The 22298-nt window shown below is 39.1% G+C and carries 16 protein-coding genes; 13 read left to right on the top strand and 3 right to left on the bottom strand.

The window, feature by feature from the left end; all coding sequences use genetic code 11:
* Positions 1 to 124: 124 nt before the first annotated feature.
* The gene (locus H6G06_RS25080) at positions 125 to 865 is read right to left on the bottom strand and encodes a dienelactone hydrolase family protein (protein ID WP_190564780.1); all 741 of its coding nucleotides are present in this window, start codon (positions 863 to 865) and stop codon (positions 125 to 127) included.
* Between the two features lie 221 nt (positions 866 to 1086).
* On the opposite strand from H6G06_RS25080, the gene H6G06_RS25075 reads away from it, so the two are divergent.
* The 8 genes from H6G06_RS25075 (at position 1087) to H6G06_RS25040 (ending at position 13488) form a co-directional block, all read left to right on the top strand.
* Positions 1087 to 4536, top strand: coding sequence for a class I SAM-dependent DNA methyltransferase (locus tag H6G06_RS25075; RefSeq protein ID WP_190564779.1), 3450 nt, complete (start codon positions 1087 to 1089; stop codon positions 4534 to 4536).
* A gap of 81 nt (positions 4537 to 4617) precedes the next feature.
* Positions 4618 to 4920: a type II toxin-antitoxin system HigB family toxin gene (locus tag H6G06_RS25070; protein WP_190564778.1), complete on the top strand. Its 303-nt coding sequence runs from the start codon at positions 4618 to 4620 to the stop codon at positions 4918 to 4920.
* Positions 4880 to 5305 (top strand): helix-turn-helix domain-containing protein, encoded by a 426-nt coding sequence (locus H6G06_RS25065; RefSeq protein ID WP_190564777.1) that lies wholly within the window; start codon positions 4880 to 4882, stop codon positions 5303 to 5305. The genes H6G06_RS25070 and H6G06_RS25065 overlap by 41 nt, the downstream gene beginning before the upstream one ends.
* A gap of 156 nt (positions 5306 to 5461) precedes the next feature.
* Entirely contained in the window at positions 5462 to 7843 is a 2382-nt protein-coding gene (locus tag H6G06_RS25060) for a phosphoketolase family protein (protein WP_190564776.1), read from the top strand.
* 254 nt (positions 7844 to 8097) lie between these two features.
* Positions 8098 to 8802, top strand: coding sequence for a phosphoadenosine phosphosulfate reductase (gene cysH / locus H6G06_RS25055; protein ID WP_190564775.1), 705 nt, complete (start codon positions 8098 to 8100; stop codon positions 8800 to 8802).
* A 772-nt stretch (positions 8803 to 9574) separates the two neighbouring features.
* A complete protein-coding gene (gene sbcD / locus H6G06_RS25050; protein ID WP_190564798.1) occupies positions 9575 to 10831 on the top strand; it encodes an exonuclease subunit SbcD in 1257 nt (418 codons plus the stop codon).
* A gap of 204 nt (positions 10832 to 11035) precedes the next feature.
* Positions 11036 to 12871: an APC family permease gene (locus H6G06_RS25045; protein WP_190564774.1), complete on the top strand. Its 1836-nt coding sequence runs from the start codon at positions 11036 to 11038 to the stop codon at positions 12869 to 12871.
* A gap of 191 nt (positions 12872 to 13062) precedes the next feature.
* Entirely contained in the window at positions 13063 to 13488 is a 426-nt protein-coding gene (locus H6G06_RS25040; RefSeq protein WP_190564773.1) for a hypothetical protein, read from the top strand.
* Positions 13489 to 13576: 88 nt separating this feature from the next.
* Here the strand turns inward: H6G06_RS25040 and H6G06_RS25035 are convergent, their stop codons facing one another.
* The gene (locus H6G06_RS25035) at positions 13577 to 14323 is read right to left on the bottom strand and encodes a Uma2 family endonuclease (protein ID WP_190564772.1); all 747 of its coding nucleotides are present in this window, start codon (positions 14321 to 14323) and stop codon (positions 13577 to 13579) included.
* A gap of 75 nt (positions 14324 to 14398) precedes the next feature.
* On the opposite strand from H6G06_RS25035, the gene recJ reads away from it, so the two are divergent.
* Together recJ and H6G06_RS25025 are read left to right on the top strand one after the other, a co-directional pair.
* A complete protein-coding gene (recJ, locus tag H6G06_RS25030) occupies positions 14399 to 16465 on the top strand; it encodes a single-stranded-DNA-specific exonuclease RecJ (RefSeq protein ID WP_190564771.1) in 2067 nt (688 codons plus the stop codon).
* A gap of 505 nt (positions 16466 to 16970) precedes the next feature.
* Positions 16971 to 20546, top strand: a complete 3576-nt coding sequence (locus H6G06_RS25025; protein WP_190564770.1) for a S8 family serine peptidase — start codon at positions 16971 to 16973, stop codon at positions 20544 to 20546.
* A 298-nt stretch (positions 20547 to 20844) separates the two neighbouring features.
* Here H6G06_RS25025 and psb30 read toward each other — a convergent pair whose 3' ends face one another.
* The gene (gene psb30, locus H6G06_RS25020) at positions 20845 to 20964 is read right to left on the bottom strand and encodes a photosystem II reaction center protein Ycf12/Psb30 (protein ID WP_190564769.1); all 120 of its coding nucleotides are present in this window, start codon (positions 20962 to 20964) and stop codon (positions 20845 to 20847) included.
* 207 nt (positions 20965 to 21171) lie between these two features.
* Between psb30 and H6G06_RS25015 the strand changes: the two genes are divergently transcribed.
* From H6G06_RS25015 to H6G06_RS25005, 3 genes are all read left to right on the top strand, one after another.
* Positions 21172 to 21522: a YkgJ family cysteine cluster protein gene (locus H6G06_RS25015; RefSeq protein WP_190564768.1), complete on the top strand. Its 351-nt coding sequence runs from the start codon at positions 21172 to 21174 to the stop codon at positions 21520 to 21522.
* Between the two features lie 80 nt (positions 21523 to 21602).
* On the top strand, positions 21603 to 21983 hold the full coding sequence (locus H6G06_RS25010) for a TMEM165/GDT1 family protein (protein WP_190564767.1): 381 nt from the start codon (positions 21603 to 21605) through the stop codon (positions 21981 to 21983).
* A gap of 20 nt (positions 21984 to 22003) precedes the next feature.
* Positions 22004 to 22285 (top strand): TMEM165/GDT1 family protein, encoded by a 282-nt coding sequence (locus H6G06_RS25005; protein ID WP_190564766.1) that lies wholly within the window; start codon positions 22004 to 22006, stop codon positions 22283 to 22285.
* Positions 22286 to 22298 lie beyond the last annotated feature (13 nt).

Here is a 22298-nt window from a genome sequence, read left to right as displayed (position 1 = left end):
TTATGATTGGCTTTTATTAAGCTTTCCTATATCTTAGTTTAACAAATATGATCATAACCGAACAAACAGATTCCCAACTTCTTAAAGAAATTGGGGAATCTATATTTATGATTTATATTGATAATTACCTTTTAAACTTCCGTTCCAAAAAAGCAATTATTTGTTCCCAAGCTGAAGTAGCAGCAACAGCATCAAAACGATAACCGTCATCCCTCATAAAAGTATGTTCCGCTTCATAACAGAAAAATTGATGAGGTACTTTAGCATTTTCTAAAGCATTAATTATAGTATGTCGATCATGTTCAGAAATATGCGGATCTTGAGTACCAAAAATTAACAACATTTCTTCTTTAATTTCATTAACTCTGTGAATAGTATCCGCCACACCTTTACCTAATTTACCGCTAGGAATACCTGTAGGATAACAACAAACAGCAGCTTCAATTTCACTTTCAAAAGCAGCCCTAAACGCTAAATGTCCACCAATACAAAAACCCAATGTTCCGATTTTATCAGCAATAACTGAACTGTCATGTTTGAGAAAATCAATTACAGCGCGAGTATCAGCATCATATTCTGAAATTAATGTTCTGCGTGCATCATCATTACCTCGCATTCTGCCAAGATCATTAGGTTCAATTACAGAACCCACAGGTTCAATGCGGTGAAAAATTTCCGGTGCTGCAACAACATAACCAAAACCAGCTAAATAATTAACTAAGCGAATTATGGCATCACCTAATTGATAAATATCACTGTAAAAAACAATTCCTGGATATTTACCCTCTGGTTTAGGAGATGCAACATAAACCCGCATTAAACTATCATCAACTCTTAATTCGATATTGCGTTTAACGATTTGCATTTTTCATTTTTTGGTAATGTGTTAATTTGTAATTCTTCAGATTTCATAATAATCAGCATGATTTTGATAAAAAACATGAAATTAGGTAGAAATAAGGAAATACAAGACCAGTTAATTGCCAATAAAATTAGAAATAAATATTGTGGGGTGGGCATCTTGCCCGCCCAAAAACTATACGCTATATTTGGAATATCTTAGATTTTTATTCCTTCAGCCGAAATATGAACGAAACAGATAAAAAAAGAATCGAAATATTTATTAACAAATGGCGTAATTCTAGCGGTAATGAAATCGCCAACAAAGACGCATTTTGTTTAGATTTATGTACAGCACTAGGAGTAGAAACGCCGCCCCCACAGGGTAGTATTGACGGCGATCCCTATTGTTTAGAGAAAAATGTGAAAATGCCCCAAACCAGTGGCGAAGTCAAACAGGGGCGGATTGACTTTTATAAACAAGGACATTTTATATTAGAAGCAAAACAAGGCAGCATAAAATCAGGAAGTAGCACCCCAAAACGGGGAACTACTGCATATAACAAATATATGCAAAAAGCCTTTATTCAAGCTACAGCCTATGCACTTCATTTACCAGTCAAACCACCATTTTTAATCACCTGTGATATCGGTTCACACTTTGAAATGTGGATGGGTTTTAGTGGTGAATATGGTGGTTATGGGGCTGGAGAAAAAATTAAACTTGATGATTTATTAAAAACTGAAATTTTCGATTTATTTGTTGATATATTTACCGACCCGCAAAAACGCAACCCAGAAAAAATTAGAGCTAAAGTAACGCGAGAAGTTGCAGATGATTTAGCTAAATTAGCATCTTGGTTAGAAAAACAGAAATATGAACCCCAACAAGTAGCTAATTTTTTGATGCGTTGTATTTTCACTATGTTTGCAGAGGATGTACAATTACTCAAAGGTGAAGTTTTTACTATAGCTTTAAAAGAAAGATGGATACCTCAACCCAACAGGTTTAAATCAGAAATTGAAAGTTTATGGAAAACCATGAACACAGGAGGTAATTTTGGTTTTGATGCTATCTTGAAATTTAATGGTAGTTTGTTTGCTGATGCAACAGCTTTTAATTTACCAAAAGAAGAATTAGAGGTTTTGCTTGCAGCAGCAGAAAAAGATTGGAGTCAAGTTGAACCTGCTATTTTTGGAACTTTATTAGAAAGGGCATTAGATAGTAAAGAACGCAGTAAATTAGGCGCACATTATACTCCCCGTGCGTATGTCGAAAGGTTAGTGCGTCCGGTGGTTTTAGAACCTTTGCGTCAAGACTGGTTAGAAACAGAAATTGTAGTTGATCAACTTTTGAAAGTTGAAGGTGATCAACTTGAACCCAGTGCAGCAAATAAAAAGAAAGCAGTAGATTTAATTAATGATTTCCTGCAAAAAATCCGCACAATTAAAATTTTAGATCCTGCTTGTGGTTCGGGTAATTTTTTGTATGTGACTTTAGATTTACTCAAAAATCTAGAAAGCGAAGTGATCAGAAGAATAGCGGATATTAGTGGTAAATATCAAAGTAGTATTTTAATTGAAGAACAAGTTAACCCATCGCAATTTTTAGGGATTGAAGTTAACCCCAGGGCGGCTAGTATTGCTGAGTTAGTTATCTGGATAGGTTATTTACAATGGTACTTTAAACGCTTTGGTAACACTTCACCACCAGAACCAGTTTTACAGAAATTCAATAACATTGAATATCGAGATGCGGTGTTAGTTTGGGATGATAAAAAACCAGCTATGGACCCCACAACTAAGAAAACGCGCACTCGTTGGGGTGGAAAAACTATCAAGCATCCTGTAACTGGGGAAGATGTGCCAGATGCGAGTGACCAAATAACTATTTTTAGTTATACAAATCCCTTTGCATCTGAATGGCCAGACGCTGATTATATTATATCAAATCCGCCTTTTATTGGTAATGCCAGAATGCGGGATTTATTAGGAGACGGTTATACAGAAACGTTGAGAAAAGTTTATAAAGATGTGCCGGATACTGTTGATTATGTCATGTATTGGTGGCACAAGGCAGCAGATTTGGTGAGGAAGGGAAAAGTTAAGAGATTTGGGTTTATTACTACTAATAGTATTAGTCAAGTTAGACAAAGAAAGGTAATTGAATTTCACCAAAATCAAAAAAATCCCATTCGGTTATTTTTTGCTATTCCTGATCACCCTTGGACAGATGAAGGTGCAGCAGTTAGAATTGCTATGACTGCGGTTGAGTTGGAAAATTCACCAAGTTCAAATATTGCTCAATTGGGAAATGTGATTTCTGAAAGTGCAGGAGAAACGCCAGAAGATTCAGCACAAAATATTGATATTGAATGGCAAAATGTGTCTTTTGTTTTTAGTAATATAACTACAGGAATAAATATAGGAATATGCGAAAAGTTACAAGCAAATTTACGGCTCTCTAGCCGAGGAATGGAAATGCGTGGTTCTGGTTTTCTGTTGACGAAAGAACAAGCTTTAAAATTAGGTTATCAGGAAAATAATTTAACTTCGATAAGTGTTATTAGAAAATATCTTAATGGGCGAGATATTACTGATAAAAGTCGAGAAATGTACACGATAGACTTATTTAGTTTATCTATTGACAATGTTCAAAAACTCTATCCAAAAATTTATCAATGGATATATGAAAGGGTTAAGCCAGAGAGGGATATGAATAATCGTAAAGCCTCTCGTGAAAACTGGTGGATTTATGGTGAAGCCAGAGCTAATTTTAGACCTGCATTAAATGATTTACAACGCTATATAATTACTGTTGAAACAGCTAAACATCGTGTTTTTATATTTTTAAATCATGATGTTATACCTGATAATATGTTAATTGCTATAGCTCTTGAAGATGCTTATTATTTAGGTATCTTATGCAGTAAAATTCATGTTATATGGTCATTAGCAGCAGGTGGAACATTAGAAGATAGACCAAGATATAATAAAACCCGTTGCTTCGACCCCTTCCCCTTCCCAGACCCAACACCAGAACAAAAACAGAAAATCAGAGAATTAGGAGAAAAACTAGACGCACATCGTAAACAAGTCCAAACTCAACATCCCGAAATCACAATTACCGGAATGTATAACCTCTTAGAAAAACTCCGCGCTGGACAACAATTCACCGATGCTGATAAAGCTTATAATGATAAAGCTTTAGTTTCTATTCTCAAACAAATTCATGACGAATTAGATGCGGCTGTTTTCGCTGCTTATGGCTGGGAAGAAAACCTAACCGACGAAGAAATATTATCTAAATTAGTTACCCTTAATGCTGAACGTGCAGAAGAAGAACGTAACGGGATAATTCGCTGGTTGCGTCCCGAATATCAAGCACCTAATGAAATTACAACTCAACTATCAATAGCAGGTGTAACCGAAACTCAAGAAACCACAATTATACCCACAGAACAAAAACCATTCCCGAAAAAATCCAAAGAACAATTAGCAGCAATACGCGACTTATTACGCACCAATAATGGACAATGGACTTTAGAACAAATTATAGCCCAATTCAAAATTGCACCAAAACAAAAGAAAACCATAGCCGACCATTTAGAAAGTTTAGAATGGTTCAATATTTTAGTTAGTTCAACAGAAGATGGTGTGACACGCTGGCAATATGTAGACAGAGGTAATAGTTAATTGATATTGGGCGGGCAAGATGCCCACCCCACAAGATGGTATATTACTAAGTTCAAAACCTAGCTTTCATCATTTCCAGTGATGCACATTATCAGCAAAAAAAGACTAAAAGAATTTTGGGAGCAACATCCAAAAGCTGAATCAAATCTAGAAACATGGTATAAAATTATTAGTAAAGCCAAATGGGAAAATTTCGTTGAATTACGTCAAGTATTCCCATCTGCTGATTCAGTTGGAAATTTTACCGTTTTTAATATTAGTGGTAACAATTACCGATTAATTGCTTTAGTGGACTATCAATATCAAGAAGTTTATATTCGCCATATCCTTACCCATGCAGAATATGACAAACAAAACTGGAAACAAGACCCTTGGTACACCTAAAACATATCTAGAATTGATTACTGCTTTTCCTCCTCGCAAAATTACTTCAGAGGAAGAATTAACTATAACTCAAAATATCATTGATTCTTTATTAGATCAAGAAAATTTAACTCCTGACGAACGAGATTATCTGCATTTATTAGGATTAGTAGTAGCTGAATATGAAGAACATCATTATCCTGTGGCAGATATTTATGGAATCGAATTATTAAAAGTATTACTGGAAGAATTGAACTTACAATCTAAAGATTTAATGCCCATTTTTGAACAGGAAACCGTTTTATCTGAGGTTCTCAGCGGAAAAGAACAAATGACAGTAAATCACATAGAAAAACTAGCTAAATTCTTTCATGTTTCTCCTGCTGTCTTTTTTAAAGATGTTTAAACACTTAACTCCTCCTCTGCACCTCTGCGTCTCTGCGTGAGATAAAAAAAATATTTAACTTCTTCCCAGAAAAATTAATCACAGGTAAGATGACACAGAAACAGCAAACCAATACATTGACAGCATTGGTGCAAATACCTCTTACCGGAGTTTAAAATGACATTAGCAAGCACTCCACAAACAAAACCCTTAACAGACACAGAATTACAGAAAATAAACGCTTATTGGCGTGCAGCCAACTATCTCTCAGTCGGACAAATATATCTACTAGATAACCCCCTACTGAGAGAACCCCTCAAACAAGAACACGTCAAACCCCGACTTTTAGGACACTGGGGAACCACACCCGGACTAAACTTCATCTACGTCCACCTCAACCGCGTCATTAAAAAATACGACCTCAGCACAATTTACATTGCTGGACCCGGACATGGTGGACCCGGACTTGTTGCCAACACCTACTTAGAAGGAACTTATAGCGAATATTACCCCAACATCACCCGAGATGCTGGAGGGATGCAAAAACTTTTTAAACAGTTCTCCTTCCCTGGGGGTATTCCTAGCCACGTCGCCCCAGAAACCCCTGGTTCCATTCACGAAGGGGGAGAACTCGGCTATGCTTTAGTTCACGCTTATGGTGCTGCTTTTGATAACCCTGATTTAATTGTTGCTGCAGTTGTTGGTGATGGGGAAGCAGAAACCGGCGCTTTAGCCACTAGTTGGCATTCTAACAAATTCCTCAACCCCGTTACCGATGGCGCAGTTTTACCAATTCTGCATTTGAATGGGTATAAAATTGCCAATCCTACAGTATTAGCACGGTTGCCCCATGATGAACTAGAAAGCCTCTTTATCGGCTATGGCTATAAACCTTACTTTGTGGAAGGTTCTGATCCTGCGGATGTTCACCAACAAATGGCAGCAACATTAGATACAATCATTCAAGAAATTCAAGGTATCCAAAGAGAAGCGCGGGTGCATGGGTTCAAAAAACGCCCGCAATGGCCGATGATTATTTTGAGAACTCCTAAAGGTTGGACAGGACCCAAGGAAGTAGACGGGAAGAAAACAGAAGATTATTGGCGATCGCACCAAGTCCCCTTTGGTGATATAGCTGGTAAACCGGAACATCTGCGACTATTGGAAACCTGGATGCAGAGTTACAAACCCGAAGAACTCTTTGACGCAAACGGTACGCTTCTTCCCGAACTCGCAGAACTCGCACCTAAAGGTCAGCGTCGCATGGGAGACAACCCTCACGCTAACGGCGGAATTTTGCTGCGTGATTTAATCATGCCTGATTTTTGCAACTATGCTGTAGAAGTACCCGAACCTGGTAAAGCGATCGCTGAAGCTACTAAAGTTAGTGGTAAGTTCCTGCGGGATATCATGAAACTGAACGAGGAAAGCCGTAACTTCCGCGTTTTCGGTCCTGATGAAACCGCATCCAACCGCCTAGATCCAGTATTAGAAGTTACTGACCGCACTTGGGTGGCGGAAACTCTCCCCGAAGATGACCATTTATCACCTAATGGTCGGGTCATGGAAATGCTGAGTGAAACCAACTGTCAAGGATGGTTAGAAGGATATCTGCTTACAGGTCGTCATGGTTTCTTCTCTTGTTATGAAGCATTTATTCATATCATTGATTCCATGTTTAACCAACACGCCAAATGGTTAAAAACGACTCGTGAAATTCCCTGGAGAAGACCAATTTCTTCCTTAAATTATCTGCTAACTTCCCACGTTTGGCGACAAGATCATAACGGTTTTTCTCACCAAGATCCTGGTTTTATTGATCATGTCATGAACAAAAAATCAGAAATTATTCGCGTCTATCTTCCCCCCGATGCTAACACTTTGTTATCAGTTACCGACCACTGTTTAAGAAGCCGTCATTATGTCAATGTGATAGTAGCTGGGAAACAACCAGCATTACAATATTTAGACATGGATGCAGCCATTAAACACTGTACCAAAGGTTTAGGTATTTGGGAATGGGCCAGCAGTGACATGGATGGGGAACCTGATGTAGTTATGGCTTGCGCTGGGGATATTCCTACTTTGGAAACCTTAGCAGCAGTGGATATTTTGCGTCAGCATTTCCCAGATTTAAAAGTGCGGGTAGTGAACGTAGTTAATTTGATGAAACTACAACCACAAAGTGAACATCCCCACGGTTTAAGCAGCAAAGATTTTGATACAATTTTCACAACTGATAAACCAATTATCTTTGCTTTTCATGGTTATCCTTGGTTAATTCATCGCCTTACATATCGTCATACTAACCACAAAAATCTTCATGTTCGTGGTTATAAAGAAGAAGGAACAACAACTACACCTTTTGACATGGTGGTGATGAATGATTTAGATAGATTCCATTTAGTCATGGATGTAATTGACCGTGTACCCAAATTAGGTTCTAAAGCTGCTTATGTGAAACAAAAATTACAAGATACATTGATTGAACATAAGCATTACATTGAGAAACATGGCGAAGATATGCCAGAAATTCGCGATTGGAAGTGGCCTTATTAGACCCTAGATACTAACTAAATAAATATCCCCGACTTCTTCAAGAAGTCGGGGATATAATTAGGGAAGAAGTCAGGAATCTGATTTTACGTAACTACATTTGAGTATTTTTATACTATGCCTCAGAAAATAACTACTATAATCTGCGTGTAGAGATACCCGTACATCATAATTACCTAATTATCGACGGGAATAGGTGTCTTTATAAGGTACGATAAATCTTAATTAAGGTAAAAGTATCTATTTAGAGAATCATCATGACAGTTTCCACCGCTTTTGACTTAGATCGTTTAAATCAGCAATTTGAAACCGCCACTCCTAAACAAATCCTAGCATGGTCTATCGAGAACATCCCCACAGGACTGGTACAAACTAGCGCCTTTAACGTCGATGACTTGGTAATTACTCATATTCTCTATACTGAACTCAAGCATCCAGTTCCTGTTATCTTTCTCGATACCTTGTATCACTTCCCCCAAACCTTGGAACTAGTTGCTAAAGCTAAAGACATCTACAACCTAGATTTACAAACTTATAAAACTCCAGATGTAGATACCCGCGAAGCCTTTGCTGCTAAGTTTGGTGAAGCACTGTGGGATAAAAATATTGCTGAATTCCACCAAATTACAAAAATTGAACCACTGTTACGGGGTTTAGACGAATTAAAAACCGTCGCTTGGATTACAGGCCGTCGTCGTGACCAAGCTATTACCCGTGCGAATATGCCTATATTTGAATTAGATAATCTGGGAAGATTGAAAGTAAATCCCATTGCAGCTTGGACCCGCAAAGATAGCTGGGCTTATGTAGCTGAACATAAAGTAATTTACAATCCTCTCCATGACCAAGGTTATCCTAGCATTGGTGACGAACCTATTACCACCAAAGTAGCTGACGGTGAAGACGAACGCGCAGGACGTTGGAGAGGAAGCGAAAAAACTGAGTGTGGTATTCACATTTAGTTAGTTGTCAGAGTAGGGTGTGTTAGCGACAGCGTAACGCACCTTAATTTATGTATTTTGTCTGAATCAGGATATTGATTTTATCTGTGGTTTACTAATATTTTAATTTGTCTGAATCAGGATGTCCAGGATTTGAGGATTTTCAGGATGTTGTTGATAAATTAGTTGTGGGGATTTTTGAGATTTAAGTTTCGCGCAAAGACGCTAAGAAGCAAAGATGTAAAGAAAGAATTGTCTGAATCAGGATGTCCAGGATTTGAGAATTTTCAGGATGTGATTGGATGATTGTTTGTTGGGAAGTTGGGGATTTTTCAGGATGCTTTTGAATGATTGGTTTTGAATTATTTAAAGCATCTAAAAATTACCATCCTGTAAATCCTTTAATCCTGGTTATCCTGATTCAGACAAAAAAATTCTGACTTTTGACTTTTGACTTCCCGAAGGGTGTCCTAATTCAGACTTTTAATTCTATCTCTTGGTTAAAAAAATCCATTTTTCTCTGTGTCCTTCGTAGATGTATGCTTATATGCTTAAATATGTAAATAATTGTAACATATGCCCCAAAAAAATCGAACGTAGATAAACACAGATAAAAATTAAAACCTCTTTCCTCCGTGTCCTCTGTGCCTCTGTGGTTCGTTATTATAAGACCTATGGAAAATATCTCTTAAACTCTCTTATCTTCGTGTCTACCCTGCGGGAACTGCTGAGTGCTACGCACCGCTACGCGAACGCAGAACGTGGTTCATTTAAAAAAATCAAACTCACCAACATGATCAAAATCCTACACCTTTCAGATATCCACATAGGAAGCGGTTTCTCCCACGGCCGCATTAACCCCGCTACCGGCTTAAATACACGATTAGAAGATTTTGTCAATACTCTATCTTTGTGTATTGATCGCGCCTTATCAGAACCAGTAGATATGGTGATATTTGGCGGTGATGCCTTCCCTGATGCTACACCCCCACCCTACGTACAAGAAGCCTTTGCTAGTCAATTTCGCCGTCTCGTAGATGCTGATATTCCTACGGTTTTGTTAGTTGGAAATCATGACTTACATTCCCAAGGTGTGGGCGGTGCGAGTTTAAATATTTACCGGACTTTAGGTGTACCGGGGTTTGTGGTCGGTGATAAGTTGACAACTCACCACATCCAAACTCGTAGCGGAATGGTGCAAATAATTACACTTCCTTGGTTGACTCGTTCGGCTTTGATGACTCGCAAAGAAACTGCGGGTTTATCTATGGCTGAAGTTAATCAAATGTTAACGGAAAAGTTAGAAGTGGTTTTAGAAGGGGAAATTAGAAAACTTGACCCGGATGTACCTACAGTGCTTTTGGCACATTTGATGGCTGATAACGCTATGTTGGGTGCGGAACGTTTATTAGCTGTGGGTAAGGGTTTTACTTTGCCGTTATCTTTACTGACGCGGCCTTGTTTTGATTATGTGGCTTTGGGTCACGTTCACTGTCACCAGAATTTAAATAAATCCAATGACCCACCGGTTATTTATCCGGGTAGTATTGAACGGGTGGATTTTAGTGAAGAGAAAGAAGATAAGGGTTATGTGATGGTGGAAGTAGAACGGGGGAAGGTGGAGTGGGAATTTTGCTCTTTACCTGTTCGCACTTTCCGCACGATTGAGGTAGATTTATCTAAAAGTGATGATCCGCAAGCAGTATTATTTAAAGCGATCGCAAAATATGATCTTCAAGATACCGTAGTCCGGCTCATTTACAAACTGCGTTCTGAACAGCTAGATTTAATTGATAATTCATCTGTCCATAGTGCTTTAAGTGCAGCCCATACTTACACTATTCAACCAGAATTAGTTAGTCAGTTAGCTAAACCCCGTATTCCTGAATTAAGCGCCAGTAGCAGTATTGACCCGATGGAAGCCTTAAAAACCTATTTAAATAATCGGGAAGATTTAAAAGATATCGCTGCATCTATGTTGGAAGCTGCACAAAACTTATTAGGCGATGATGGAGAAATTTGGTTAGAGTCTGTTGTAGAAAATATCTAGACATCTGGCAAAATTCCCAAAAAATCATCTTTAACCGCAGATAAACGCAGATAAACGCAGATAATTAGTTAGATAGATTAATTGGAAATTTAACGGTTAGCATTGTAAATAATCTGCCAAAATTGCTATATTCCATAGACTCAGGTTTGGGTTAATCTTTATTTAACTGAGTAGGAATAAAAACATTTGTCAGGTGGACTTTTTATGTCCTTCTATCCCCAGTTTAAGCAATTTTTTCTCGGTAAATCCCTACCAACTAGCGCCCATAGCGAAGAGCGATTAAGTAACGCTGCTGCTTTGGCGGTTCTTTCTTCTGATGCACTCTCTTCTGTTGCGTATGCGACTGAGGAGATTTTACTGGTTTTAGTAGCAGCAGGAAGTGGTGCGCTGGGTTTGTCTGTGCCGATCGCTATCGCAATTATCGCACTACTGGCAATAGTTGTACTTTCCTATCGCCAAACTATTCGGGCTTATCCTCAAGGTGGTGGGTCGTACATTGTCGCTAGGGAAAATCTGGGTTTGTATCCAGGTCTGGTGGCTGGTGGTTCGTTGATGATTGACTATATTTTGACTGTAACTGTCAGTATATCTGCTGGTACAGCCGCTTTGACATCAGCAATTCCGGCTCTGCAATCTCACACAGTGCTTTTGTGTTTGCTTTTTATCTTTTTGTTAATGCTGGCAAATCTCAGAGGTGTGAAGGAATCAGGCCAAATATTCATGATTCCTACCTATGCCTTTATTGCTAGTATTTTTCTGCTGATTGGCATTGGTTTGTTTAAATATTACACTGGGCAAGTTATTACAGAATATCCATCAATTCCTGTGACTGAAGGATTGAGTTTGTTTTTCATTTTACGAGCCTTTGCGGCTGGATGTACAGCATTGACGGGAGTAGAAGCAATATCTGATGGGGTGTTAGCTTTTAAACCTCCAGAATGGAAAAATGCTCGCCTGACTTTGTTATATTTGGGGATAATTTTAGGGTTAATGTTTGTAGGTATAAGTTACTTAGCAAACATTTATCATATTGTTCCCGAAGAAGGACAAACTGTGGTTTCTCTGTTGGGGAGACAAATTTTAGGGACTGGTCTAGTTTACTATTTTGTGCAAATTGTCACTTTGTTGGTTTTGCTGTTAGCGGCTAATACCAGCTATGCAGATTTCCCCAGACTGTGTTACTTTTTGGCACGAGATGGATTTTTACCACGCCAGTTATCATTATTGGGCGATCGCTTGGTCTACTCTAATGGTATTGTCCTCCTCAGTGTCTGTGCTGGGATTTTAGTAATTATCTTTAAAGGACAAGTTAACGCCGTTATCCCTCTCTATGCAGTTGGTGTATTTACATCCTTTACTCTCTCCCAAGCGGGTATGGTACGCCACTGGTTTAATGAACAAACGGGTAGTTGGCGTGCAAGTGCAGTGATGAATGGTTTAGGAGCGATCGCTACATTTGTAGTCCTGTTAGTGATTATTTCTACTAAGTTCCTATTAGGTGCTTGGTTAGTGGTAATAGCAATTCCTGTGGTAGTGAGTTTATTTGCTGCCATTCATCGTCATTATCAATATGTAGCCCAACGTCTCAGTATTCAGGGCATAGCCCCCCGCAGTTACATCCCTAGACCGAAACCAGAAGTTATCACTCATCCTGCTGTGGTTGTAGTCGGACAACTCAACCGAGGAACGGTAGAAGCTTTAGACTATGCTCGCACAATTGCAGATGAAATTGTCGCCGTTCACGTAGATATGGGTGCAACAGACCGAGACAAACTGCAAGAAAAATGGCGAAATCTAGAAGCAGATATTCCTTTGCACATTATCGACTCTCCTTATCGTTCTGTGATTGAACCAATCGTTAATTTTGTCAGTCAATTTGAAGAGCGTCATCCAGATGTTTTCACAACTATCATTATTCCCGCTTTTGTCACCCGCAATTGGTGGGATGGCATTCTGCACAACCAAACGACTTTATTTTTAAAGAATGCTTTACGAGCTAAGAAAAGTCGAGTTATAACTACTGTCAGATATTATTTGTAACGTCAGTAGTCAGTGGCAAAAGGTAAAAGGTAAAAGGTAAAAGTGAAGAAATAATACATTATTCTCCCCTGCACCCCTGCACCCCTGCACCCCTGCACCCCTGCACCCATGCACCCATGCACCCATGCACCCATGCTCCCCTGCTCCCCTAAAGATAAATCTTTAACCAAACACTATATCAGGAGTGTATTATGTCGAAGTTAATATCAGCAACGTTGATTGCTACAGCTTTATTATTAACACCAACTAATAATTATCAAGTAACATTAGCTGGGACTTGTGCTTCTAACTGTGGTCCGCGTCCACTTCAGTTTACACCTGGTCAATATATTCGTGTACAAGTTGTAAACCGCACACCTAGAGTATTAAAACTGGAGAAATTACCAGAAATGCGGCGTATTTCTCTAGAACCAGGCAAGGAATATAGTGTAGATATGGAAAGTGCAACAGAACCAAATTTTTCTCTTTTGTTTTGGGATGATACTGGTAGGTCTTTACAAGCGAATGTTTCTAAACCTAATTTTGGTACTCTGCGTTTAGAACTGCGTCCTAGTAATCAGTTTCCAGGTTATCGCTCTCTTTATATTCTCAATGATGGTAAGGTGAATGTATTTTAGTCATTTCTAGATATTTGTAGGTTGGGTTGAATAAAATGAAACCCAACAAAATCCCCGACTTCTTCAATCATGGATCTAAATCATTGATTTATGGTAAGTTATCAGGATCTATACCTTGAGATATTAAATACTCTCTCAGTCGTTCTTTTTCTTGTCGTTCTTGTTCCGCCCTTTGACGTTCTTGAGAAATCAATTCTACAGACCAAGGTAATAAATTACTGGCTTCATCCCACCACCTTAACCAATAACCATTTCTACCTTCCTTTTCCCCTTGCCAAGTTCCTAAAAATAAACCCATTGAATTAATCCAATGTAGTCCATTTTCATTGGGTTGTTTTAATTCATAGCGCCCATTTTCTAATTGATAAAATTCTAATAAACCTCCGTTGGGATCAAAAATTACATAAATAGGAACTTGCAAAATTCGCTCATAAAAAAACCATTTTCCTGGGGGATATGTAGGTTTAATTGAATATTCCCCACCTTCAGTATCAGATAAAAATTCTATGACTATAGCGGGAATATCCCCTTGTAAATTAGGTGTATAACTTTTGCGTTCTGGTACAATTTCTTTAACTGAAGGTACAAACAACCAATCAGGTGCTTTAGCAATAAACTGACCGTTTAATGTGGCACATAAACCAAAATTAGAAGCTATTAACATCTGGGGTTGAATAAAACCCACAATTTCTAAACTTTCTCGCAATGCACCTGCTAAAATTGGCTGTCCTGTATTTTCCACCGGTTCATCCTCTAACTGAAAATCATCGGGTAAGGCTTCCCAAGTGATCACCATTTCAGTAGAAGATTTTTTTTCACTGATTTGGGTTGCCATAAAATTTACCTCAGCTTGATGTATTTTTATTTTATAGTAAGTGACAGATGAAATTAATTAATCACCCAATCACCAATGACTAATGACAAACCCCCCAAACGTTTACCTAATCAACGTTGGCAAATTGCGCCAGATAATGCTGAATTAGCTCAGAAACTGGCAAATTTAACTAATCTATCCCCTATTATCAGCCAGTTGTTGATTAATCGGGGGATGGAAACACCAGAAGCAGCACAAAAATTTATAAGTCCAGAAACTTTAAATTTACCTTCTCCCCTAGAAGATTTTCCAGATTTAGCAGTAAGTGTAGAATTATTGGAAAATGCGATCGCAAATCAAGAGAAAATTGCTATCTGTGGTGACTACGACGCAGATGGAATGACTAGCACTGCATTATTATTAAGAAGTCTCCGCGCTTTGGGTGCAAATGTTGATTATGCTATCCCCAGTCGAATGCACGAAGGTTATGGAATTAATAAACGCATTGTGGAAGAATTTCACAGCGAAGGTATAGGTTTAATTCTGACTGTAGATAATGGTATTTCTGCTTTTGAACCTATCGCTAGAGCGAGAGAATTAGGTTTAAAAGTTATTATCACCGATCATCATGACATCCCCCAAAAATTACCCCCAGCTAATGCAATTCTTAACCCCAAACTAATAGCTGAATCTTCACCTTATCGGGGTGTTGCTGGTGTGGGTGTGGCTTATATTTTAGCAGTATCTTTAGCTCAACAATTGGGAGAATTGAAAGGTTTAGTTCAGCCAATGTTAGCTTTATTTACATTAGGAACTATTGCCGATTTAGCTCCTTTAACTGGTGTAAATCGTCGTTGGGTAAAACGGGGTTTAAAGTTATTACCTAAATCAACTTTACCAGGTGTTCAAGCTTTAATTCAAGTCGCTGGAGTTCAAGCAACAGAAGCAGGGGAGCAGGGGAGCAGAGGAGCAGAGGGAAGCAAAAATTCTAAATCTTTAAAACCGGAAGATATTGGTTTTCGTTTAGGACCGAGAATTAATGCCATCGGGAGAATTGGCAACCCGCAAACAGTGATAGAATTGTTAACAACGGATGATGTGGGAATTGCTTTAGAAAGAGCAATGCAGTGTGAACAAATTAACGCTGAACGTCAAAAAATGTGCGAGGAAATTGAACAGGAAGCGATCGCACTCGTTGAAGATTTATATGTAAATTATCTCCACAAAGACCGCGTTCTAGTCGTTATCAAAGATAATTGGCATCATGGTGTCATTGGTATTGTCGCTTCTCGTTTGGTAGAACGTTATGGCGTTCCTGTGTTTATTGGCACTTATGAAAATGAAGGCATTATTCGCGGTTCTGCGCGGGGAATACCTGAATTTCACGTTTTTGAAGCTTTAGAATATGCTGATGATTTGCTCGGTAAATACGGAGGACATAAAGCCGCAGGAGGATTTTCTTTACCAGCAGATAATTTACTAGCTTTGCGATCGCGTTTATCTGAGTTTGCAAATCAGTGTTTACAACTTCAACACCTCAAACCCCTACTAAAAATTGATGCTCAAGCAAATATAAATCAAATCAATCAAGATTTATATCAACAGTTAAATGTTCTCCATCCTTGCGGTATTGACAACCCCGATCCGATATTCTGGACTGCTAACGCGCAAGTCATTCAACAGCAAATTGTTGGTAAAGGTCACATTAAATTAACTCTAGCCCAAACTATAGATAATCAAAAATATGAAATTAAAGCTATAGCTTGGCGTTGGCGTGATTATTTCCCCCTACCATCACGAGTCGATATTGCTTACAAACTCCGGGAAAATAACTTTAATGGTAATAATAACATTGAAATGGAGTTAGTCGGTGTCAGACTTCCTCAACAGGTGGAAAAATTATTTACCACACCAAACCCATTTAAACGTACCACCTTTGAATACAAACAGCGTCCATACACCTGTGGAATTTATCAAAATGGTGTAGGTGCAGAATTAAGAATTAAAAATAGTGAAGGTAAAGTTTTAGTCATGCAACCAGAAAATAAACTTGGTTTGTTAGGTATAAGTCGTGAAGATGCCAAACACGTTGATTTATCTCTACCTCAATATGATGGCATTATTCAAGCTGCTATTCAGGCTTTGTTAGTGATAAGTAATTAGGTCTTGCTGAATGCTACCCTATCTGATTTATATATACCATTAACGAGTTTATTTATACCAATATGAAGGTTGACAGTTGATGTCTCCCTTGGGCGAAGTGATCGCTAATCTCAAATCTTGAAATGTCCAAAGTGCCTTGTGTAACAATACTTTTCGGTTAAGGTTTTGATCCTCCCCTTGACAAGGAGGGCTAGGAATGGTCATATTTCCCCCTTTTGAAGGGGAAGTAAGGGGGATCGAAAAGGTTTAAATCTCGTTAACCGAACAGTATTACCTTGTGTAATAGTCTATAGTTTGTAACATAAAATAAATAAATCAATAATTCAATAATTCAACCAAAGAAAAAAATAATGATAAGTTAATAATTTTACTGAGTGAATTTATACAAAAAATGGTATGTGTATATATTTAGCAAGACTTATGCAAGTTTCATATTAAACTCCTCTTGGAGTGAAACCTGCGTAATTCCTGTGAAAGTATTTTCACGACATCACTTAGGGAAATTATGAGTACATCTGTAGGAGCTAACCCAGCATTTGATTTAATTGGACTAACTCAGCTACGCAACGATCCACAATTTGCTGGTATTGATGGTAGCGGTTTTACAGTAGCGGTAATAGATACAGGGTTGGATGGCAGTCATCCCCAAATTAGCCCGAATTTTAAATTATTCGCTGATTTTGTTGATGGTGGTAACACCCCCCCCATTATCACTACCGCAAGTGAATCAAAAGACTCCAAATCTCATGGAACTCACGTAGCGGGGACAGTGGGTGCTAGAGATCCAAATATTGGGGTTGCACCTGATGTTGGTCTAATTGGCTTGCGTGGTATAGGTCCTTGGATTAGCTTGAGAAATGTTCTCCAATGGGTTCTAGACAACCGCAATGAATACAATATTATTGCGGTGAATATGTCTTTAGGAGAAGGAAGCTTTCGGATAAATAACTCTCAAGTCGAATCTCAAGGTGGTATTCTCACTGAGATAAACGACATTATCAACAGACTAGAAGATGTAGGAGTGACTATTGTTAGTGCTGCTGGGAATGATTATGCTAAAAAACAGATCCCTGGTGTAGCATTTCCAGGCATATCCAGCACTATCAATGTTGGTGCAATTTGGCAGGACGATCAATCTCTAGGAAGGTATGTTCCAGGAGGTGGTGAAGCCGCACAACAAAATCCTGGTGCTGACCGTATTACCGTATTTAGCCAGCGTCTTGATGATCCCAATGACACCTATGACACACTCTTTGCTCCAGGAGCGATGATCAAAAGTGCTGTGCCAAAGGGAGGATTTGAGCAATGGCCAGGAACTAGCATGGCATCTCCTCATGTTGCTGGTGCTGTTGCTTTAATGCAAGAAGCGGCTCGTCAGTTCAGTGGTCGCCTTTTATCTCCGGCTGAAATTGTGGCGATTATGCGCTCCACAGGGGATGTGATTTTTGATGGTGATGACGAAAACGATAATGTTACTAACACTAATACTTCCTATCGTCGTCTGAACATTTATAAAGCAATTACGGAAATTAAACAGCGATCTCAGCAAATTGCACCTCCACCCCCTGGTGGTGGAGCGGGAGATCCCAACGGAACGATTGCCGGGGCTTACCTTGTACCAACGACCATAGATGGCTCTCCTGTGGATGTGATCCTTGAGTCTATTGGGACAGATGCTGGAACAACTCAAGTTGGCAATAAAGATGTAGACATATTCCGCTTTGAAGTCGCTGTTGCGGGAACTGTAAATATTCAAGTAGGTTCTCATCCTAATAATGCCAATGATTTTGATACGTTGCTGCGACTGTTTAATTCATCAGGAACTGAACTAGCTTTTGATGATAACGGGGGTATAGGAGATTTTTCTCGTTTGGAAGTTTCCCTAAATCCTGGCATTTACTATGCAGGAGTTAGTGGCAACAACAACCGAAATTACGACCCCAATGTAGCCAGTAGTGGTGTAACAGCAGCAACAGGCAATTATTCCCTTCAGTTTGGCCTCACCAACACAGATTTGAATGGCTTGCTGGCAAATGCAGTGGATATCAGTCTGGGAACAGATGTAGATCCTTTTGATTTAAAAGAAGGCTTCATTGGTACTGACTATGATCAGTTTGTAGGGACTGGAGATGTAGATTTATTCAGGGTGATTGTTCCTGATAATGGGACGCTCTACATTGATATTGACACCCCCTTTGAGACAGAGTATGTAAATTCTTACCTGCGGGTGTTTGATGAGGATGGTAATCAAGTCTTATTGGAAGATGGTGAACCCGTTATTAGCAATGATGACTTATCTTTTGATGCTAATGCAGATACAGAGTTCACTGATCAACTGTATCCTGGTTTAGTGTTTGAACATCCTACTGATAGAGCCGTCTTTAATGGACACACTACAGATAGCTTTATTGCCGGAGGTGTCAACAGAGGAGAAGTTTACTACATTGGAGTATCTGATTTTGCTAATCAGGATTACAATACCCAAGACTTGAGTAACCGCTCTACTGCTGGAACTGGCGGTTTGTATGATTTGATTGTGCGTTTTGCTAATAATGATCGCAATGGCAGTATTGCTCAAGCGGTCTCTGATATTTCTCTGCCTATAACAGGTCAACCAGGGATTATTGGCGATGATACCGACCCGCAAACGGGTGAGTCTTTCCAAGTCGGCGACCTCGATATAGACTTTGTAAAAATTCGTTCTGCTACTGCTGGAATTTTAGAAATTGACATTGATTCCTACGAAAATACTGAGATTACAACTCCAGTTGATACGGTTCTTTCCATCTTTGATGCCCAGGGTAATTTACTAGCTGAAAATGATGATACGAACGGTGTAGACCCTGTGCTGTTATACCAAATTACAGCTAATACAGATTACTTTGTCGCTGTTTCAGGATACGGTAACAGCAATTTTGATCCCTTCATGCTTGGCAGTGGTTCACCAGGGGACACAGGTGAGTACATTTTCAACAGTCGCTTACTATCCACCAATGAAGTTATCGGCACATTATCAAATGATGCTATTAATTATTCCCTGGTTCAGAACCAACCAGTAACTATTGACTCACCAGTTTTTGCCAATATTGGCAGCGATAACGACTTTGTGATTGGAGCTAGTGACATTGATATTTACCGCTTCGTTGCCAATTTCAGTGGTAAAGTTGGAATTAGCACCAATACTTCCCAACCATTTAGTGCTGACACTTTCTTGCGTTTCTTTGATGCTGATGGTAATGAAATTGCCTTCAACGACGATGAAAATGATGAGACTCTGGGCAGTTATTTAGAAGTACAAGTTACGAATGGCAACGAGTATTATATTGGGGTAAATGGTTATAGTCCTGATGCCGGCAACTATGACCCAATTACTGGTAGTGGTGCTGCGGCTGGAAGTGAGGGCGATTATACTCTGATGCTATCCAGTATCCAACCTCCCAGTCCTACTATTACATTTGGTTCAAACGGTGATGATCTCATTATCTCTGCACCAAATCAAATCCTCTTTACAGGTGCTGGTGCTGATGAGGTTGATTTGGCTTTCAGCGGTCAACCTGAGAACAGCCGTGTTTCTCTGGGTTCGGGAAATGATAGGATTTACGTTAGTCAAAGTGATCGTGCCTTTGGTGGTTCAGGAAATGATGTCTTTGACGCTACCGATGGTCAAGGTGAAAACCGGATGTCTGGTGGGGCAGGTAATGATATTTTCTTCCTTGGTACAGGCGATCGCGCTTTGGGTGGTGATGGTGATGACACCTTCTTCGTTCAATCCGGTGGTGAAAACCTGATAGCCGGTGGTGCTGGTGCGGACAAATTCTGGATTACTACAGGAGAAATTCCTGCTAGTGCAAACACCATTACCGATTATCAACTGGATTTTGATTCTATTACTGTGGAAGGTATCATTAATATTGATGTGTTAACATCAGGTATAAGTACACAACTGCGAGTCGGAGATGGTATTGCTGATAATACAGGTTTTGGAACTGGTGCGTTATTAGCTACTTTATCAGGTACATCTGGGCTTACTAGTGCTGACGTGAATGTCAACCTGTTTGGTGCTAATTTCTTGTTTAATTAATTAGCGATCACAATATCCCCGAATTTTAGAATAATTCGGGGATATGAACTTTCATTTAGTTAAGAATCACAAATGTGACTTCTTGAGCAAAAATAATTATGCTTTATTGTTAAGATGAAAAAGCGGGATTTGAATATTTTTTAGATTATTGGATGAGTTTAAACAGCGAGATGCAGAAACAAATGGGGTAAAGGGAAAAGTGGCAGGAATACTGGAACCTGTCACAAATGGGTAATTGGTGATTGATAATTGGCAAAAACTATACCCATTACCCATCACCCATTACCAATTACCCACTTTACAGGTTGCCGTTACGAAACGCGAGTACAAAAATTACTGCTGGTCCTGCAAGTACAATCAATGCTACACAGGTTAATTGAAACACAACTTCCCAATTAATATTGGCTAAAGCTTCCATTTTTCCTCCAAAAGGTTTTAAAAAATTAAATAACTCAAGTGCAAAGCCCGCAATAGATCATATCTGGATAGGGGCAACGAGTTTTAAGTTACTTAACAAAATTATAGAAAAATACATAAAAATGTAAAACTAGGTGAGATGGGGAGGATAAGCTCTTGCCTTTTACCCAGTCCCCAGTAAAGAGTCCCCTATTCCCAGATGTAAATTATGGCTACTTGGCAATGTATAAAGCAGTGTGGAGCGTGCTGTCATCTTGATCCTACTGATCGTCCCGACTTAGAAGATTATCTTTCACCAGAGGAATTGGGACTTTACCTGAGTATGGTAGGTGAGGATGGATGGTGTGTGAATTTTGACCACCAAACAAAAGAATGTAGTATCTATGCTAGTCGTCCGCGTTTCTGTCGGGTGGAAGCAGAGACGTTTCAAGATATGTTTGGGATTGAACCGGAAGAATTAAACGATTTTGCTATTGACTGCTGTCGTCAGCAAATAGAGTGTGTTTACGGCGATCGCAGTTTGGAAATTATCCGTTTTGATCAAGCTGTGGGTTTTTGAGAAATCTTGTTGCCATTTATGACAACATTATGAGAAAATGAAAAGAATATGAAAACAACTTAGAGACAAAACTAACACTTGTGAAACTTGATACTGCACCTGTTGCCATTTCTCAGCTATCGGAAACTGAAAGCTATTCACTTCAGCCTCTAGTTAAGGAGAATCGCAAACCGCAAGAATCCCTATTTATGGTATTTGGGACTACCTTCATCACCATCTTTCTGGCGGAAATTGGTGATAAAACTCAACTATCTACGTTGTTAATGAGTGCGGAATCTCATGCACCTTGGGTAGTATTCTTGGGTTCGGGAACGGCATTAGTCACTACCAGTTTATTAGGTGTGCTGCTTGGTGGCTTTATAGCGAGTAAACTTAGTCCCAAAACTGTAGAAAAATCAGCAGGGGTAATGTTGCTGTTGATTTCTGTAATGCTGTTTTGGGATGTAATTATTGGTCATTAGTCATTAGTCGCATAAATAAAATGGACTGGAATCTTTTAGGGTTGAGCTTTGTGACAGTTTTTCTTTCCGAATTAGGTGACAAAAGTCAGTTAGCAGCGATCGCTCTTTCTGGTCAGGGTCAATCTCGAAAGGCTGTTTTTTTTGGTACAGCAGGAGCGTTAGTATTAACGAGTTTGTTAGGCGCATTAGCCGGGGGAGCAGTAGCGGAATTGTTTCCTACTCGCATCTTAAAAGCGATGGCTGCTGTGGGATTTGCTGTTTTGGCTATCCGTTTACTTTTACCTAAAAGTGAAACCGATTAGGAGTATGGCTAAC

The sequence above is a fragment of the Anabaena sphaerica FACHB-251 genome, assembly GCF_014696825.1.
In the GTDB taxonomy this organism is placed as follows: Bacteria; Cyanobacteriota; Cyanobacteriia; order Cyanobacteriales; family Nostocaceae; genus RDYJ01.
The sequence above is the reverse complement of the archived record's forward strand: the minus strand, read 5'-3'. Positions and strand labels throughout refer to the sequence as shown.

Coding starts and splice junctions, on each gene's coding strand:
- H6G06_RS25080 (WP_190564780.1), bottom strand. CDS start 865: ATGCAAATCGTTAAACGCAATATCGAATTAAGAGTTGATGATAGTTTA.
- H6G06_RS25075 (WP_190564779.1), top strand. CDS start 1,087: ATGAACGAAACAGATAAAAAAAGAATCGAAATATTTATTAACAAATGG.
- H6G06_RS25070 (WP_190564778.1), top strand. CDS start 4,618: ATGCACATTATCAGCAAAAAAAGACTAAAAGAATTTTGGGAGCAACAT.
- H6G06_RS25065 (WP_190564777.1), top strand. CDS start 4,880: ATGACAAACAAAACTGGAAACAAGACCCTTGGTACACCTAAAACATAT.
- H6G06_RS25060 (WP_190564776.1), top strand. CDS start 5,462: ATGACATTAGCAAGCACTCCACAAACAAAACCCTTAACAGACACAGAA.
- cysH (WP_190564775.1), top strand. CDS start 8,098: ATGACAGTTTCCACCGCTTTTGACTTAGATCGTTTAAATCAGCAATTT.
- sbcD (WP_190564798.1), top strand. CDS start 9,575: ATGATCAAAATCCTACACCTTTCAGATATCCACATAGGAAGCGGTTTC.
- H6G06_RS25045 (WP_190564774.1), top strand. CDS start 11,036: ATGTCCTTCTATCCCCAGTTTAAGCAATTTTTTCTCGGTAAATCCCTA.
- H6G06_RS25040 (WP_190564773.1), top strand. CDS start 13,063: ATGTCGAAGTTAATATCAGCAACGTTGATTGCTACAGCTTTATTATTA.
- H6G06_RS25035 (WP_190564772.1), bottom strand. CDS start 14,323: ATGGCAACCCAAATCAGTGAAAAAAAATCTTCTACTGAAATGGTGATC.
- recJ (WP_190564771.1), top strand. CDS start 14,399: ATGACTAATGACAAACCCCCCAAACGTTTACCTAATCAACGTTGGCAA.
- H6G06_RS25025 (WP_190564770.1), top strand. CDS start 16,971: ATGAGTACATCTGTAGGAGCTAACCCAGCATTTGATTTAATTGGACTA.
- psb30 (WP_190564769.1), bottom strand. CDS start 20,964: ATGGAAGCTTTAGCCAATATTAATTGGGAAGTTGTGTTTCAATTAACC.
- H6G06_RS25015 (WP_190564768.1), top strand. CDS start 21,172: ATGGCTACTTGGCAATGTATAAAGCAGTGTGGAGCGTGCTGTCATCTT.
- H6G06_RS25005 (WP_190564766.1), top strand. CDS start 22,004: ATGGACTGGAATCTTTTAGGGTTGAGCTTTGTGACAGTTTTTCTTTCC.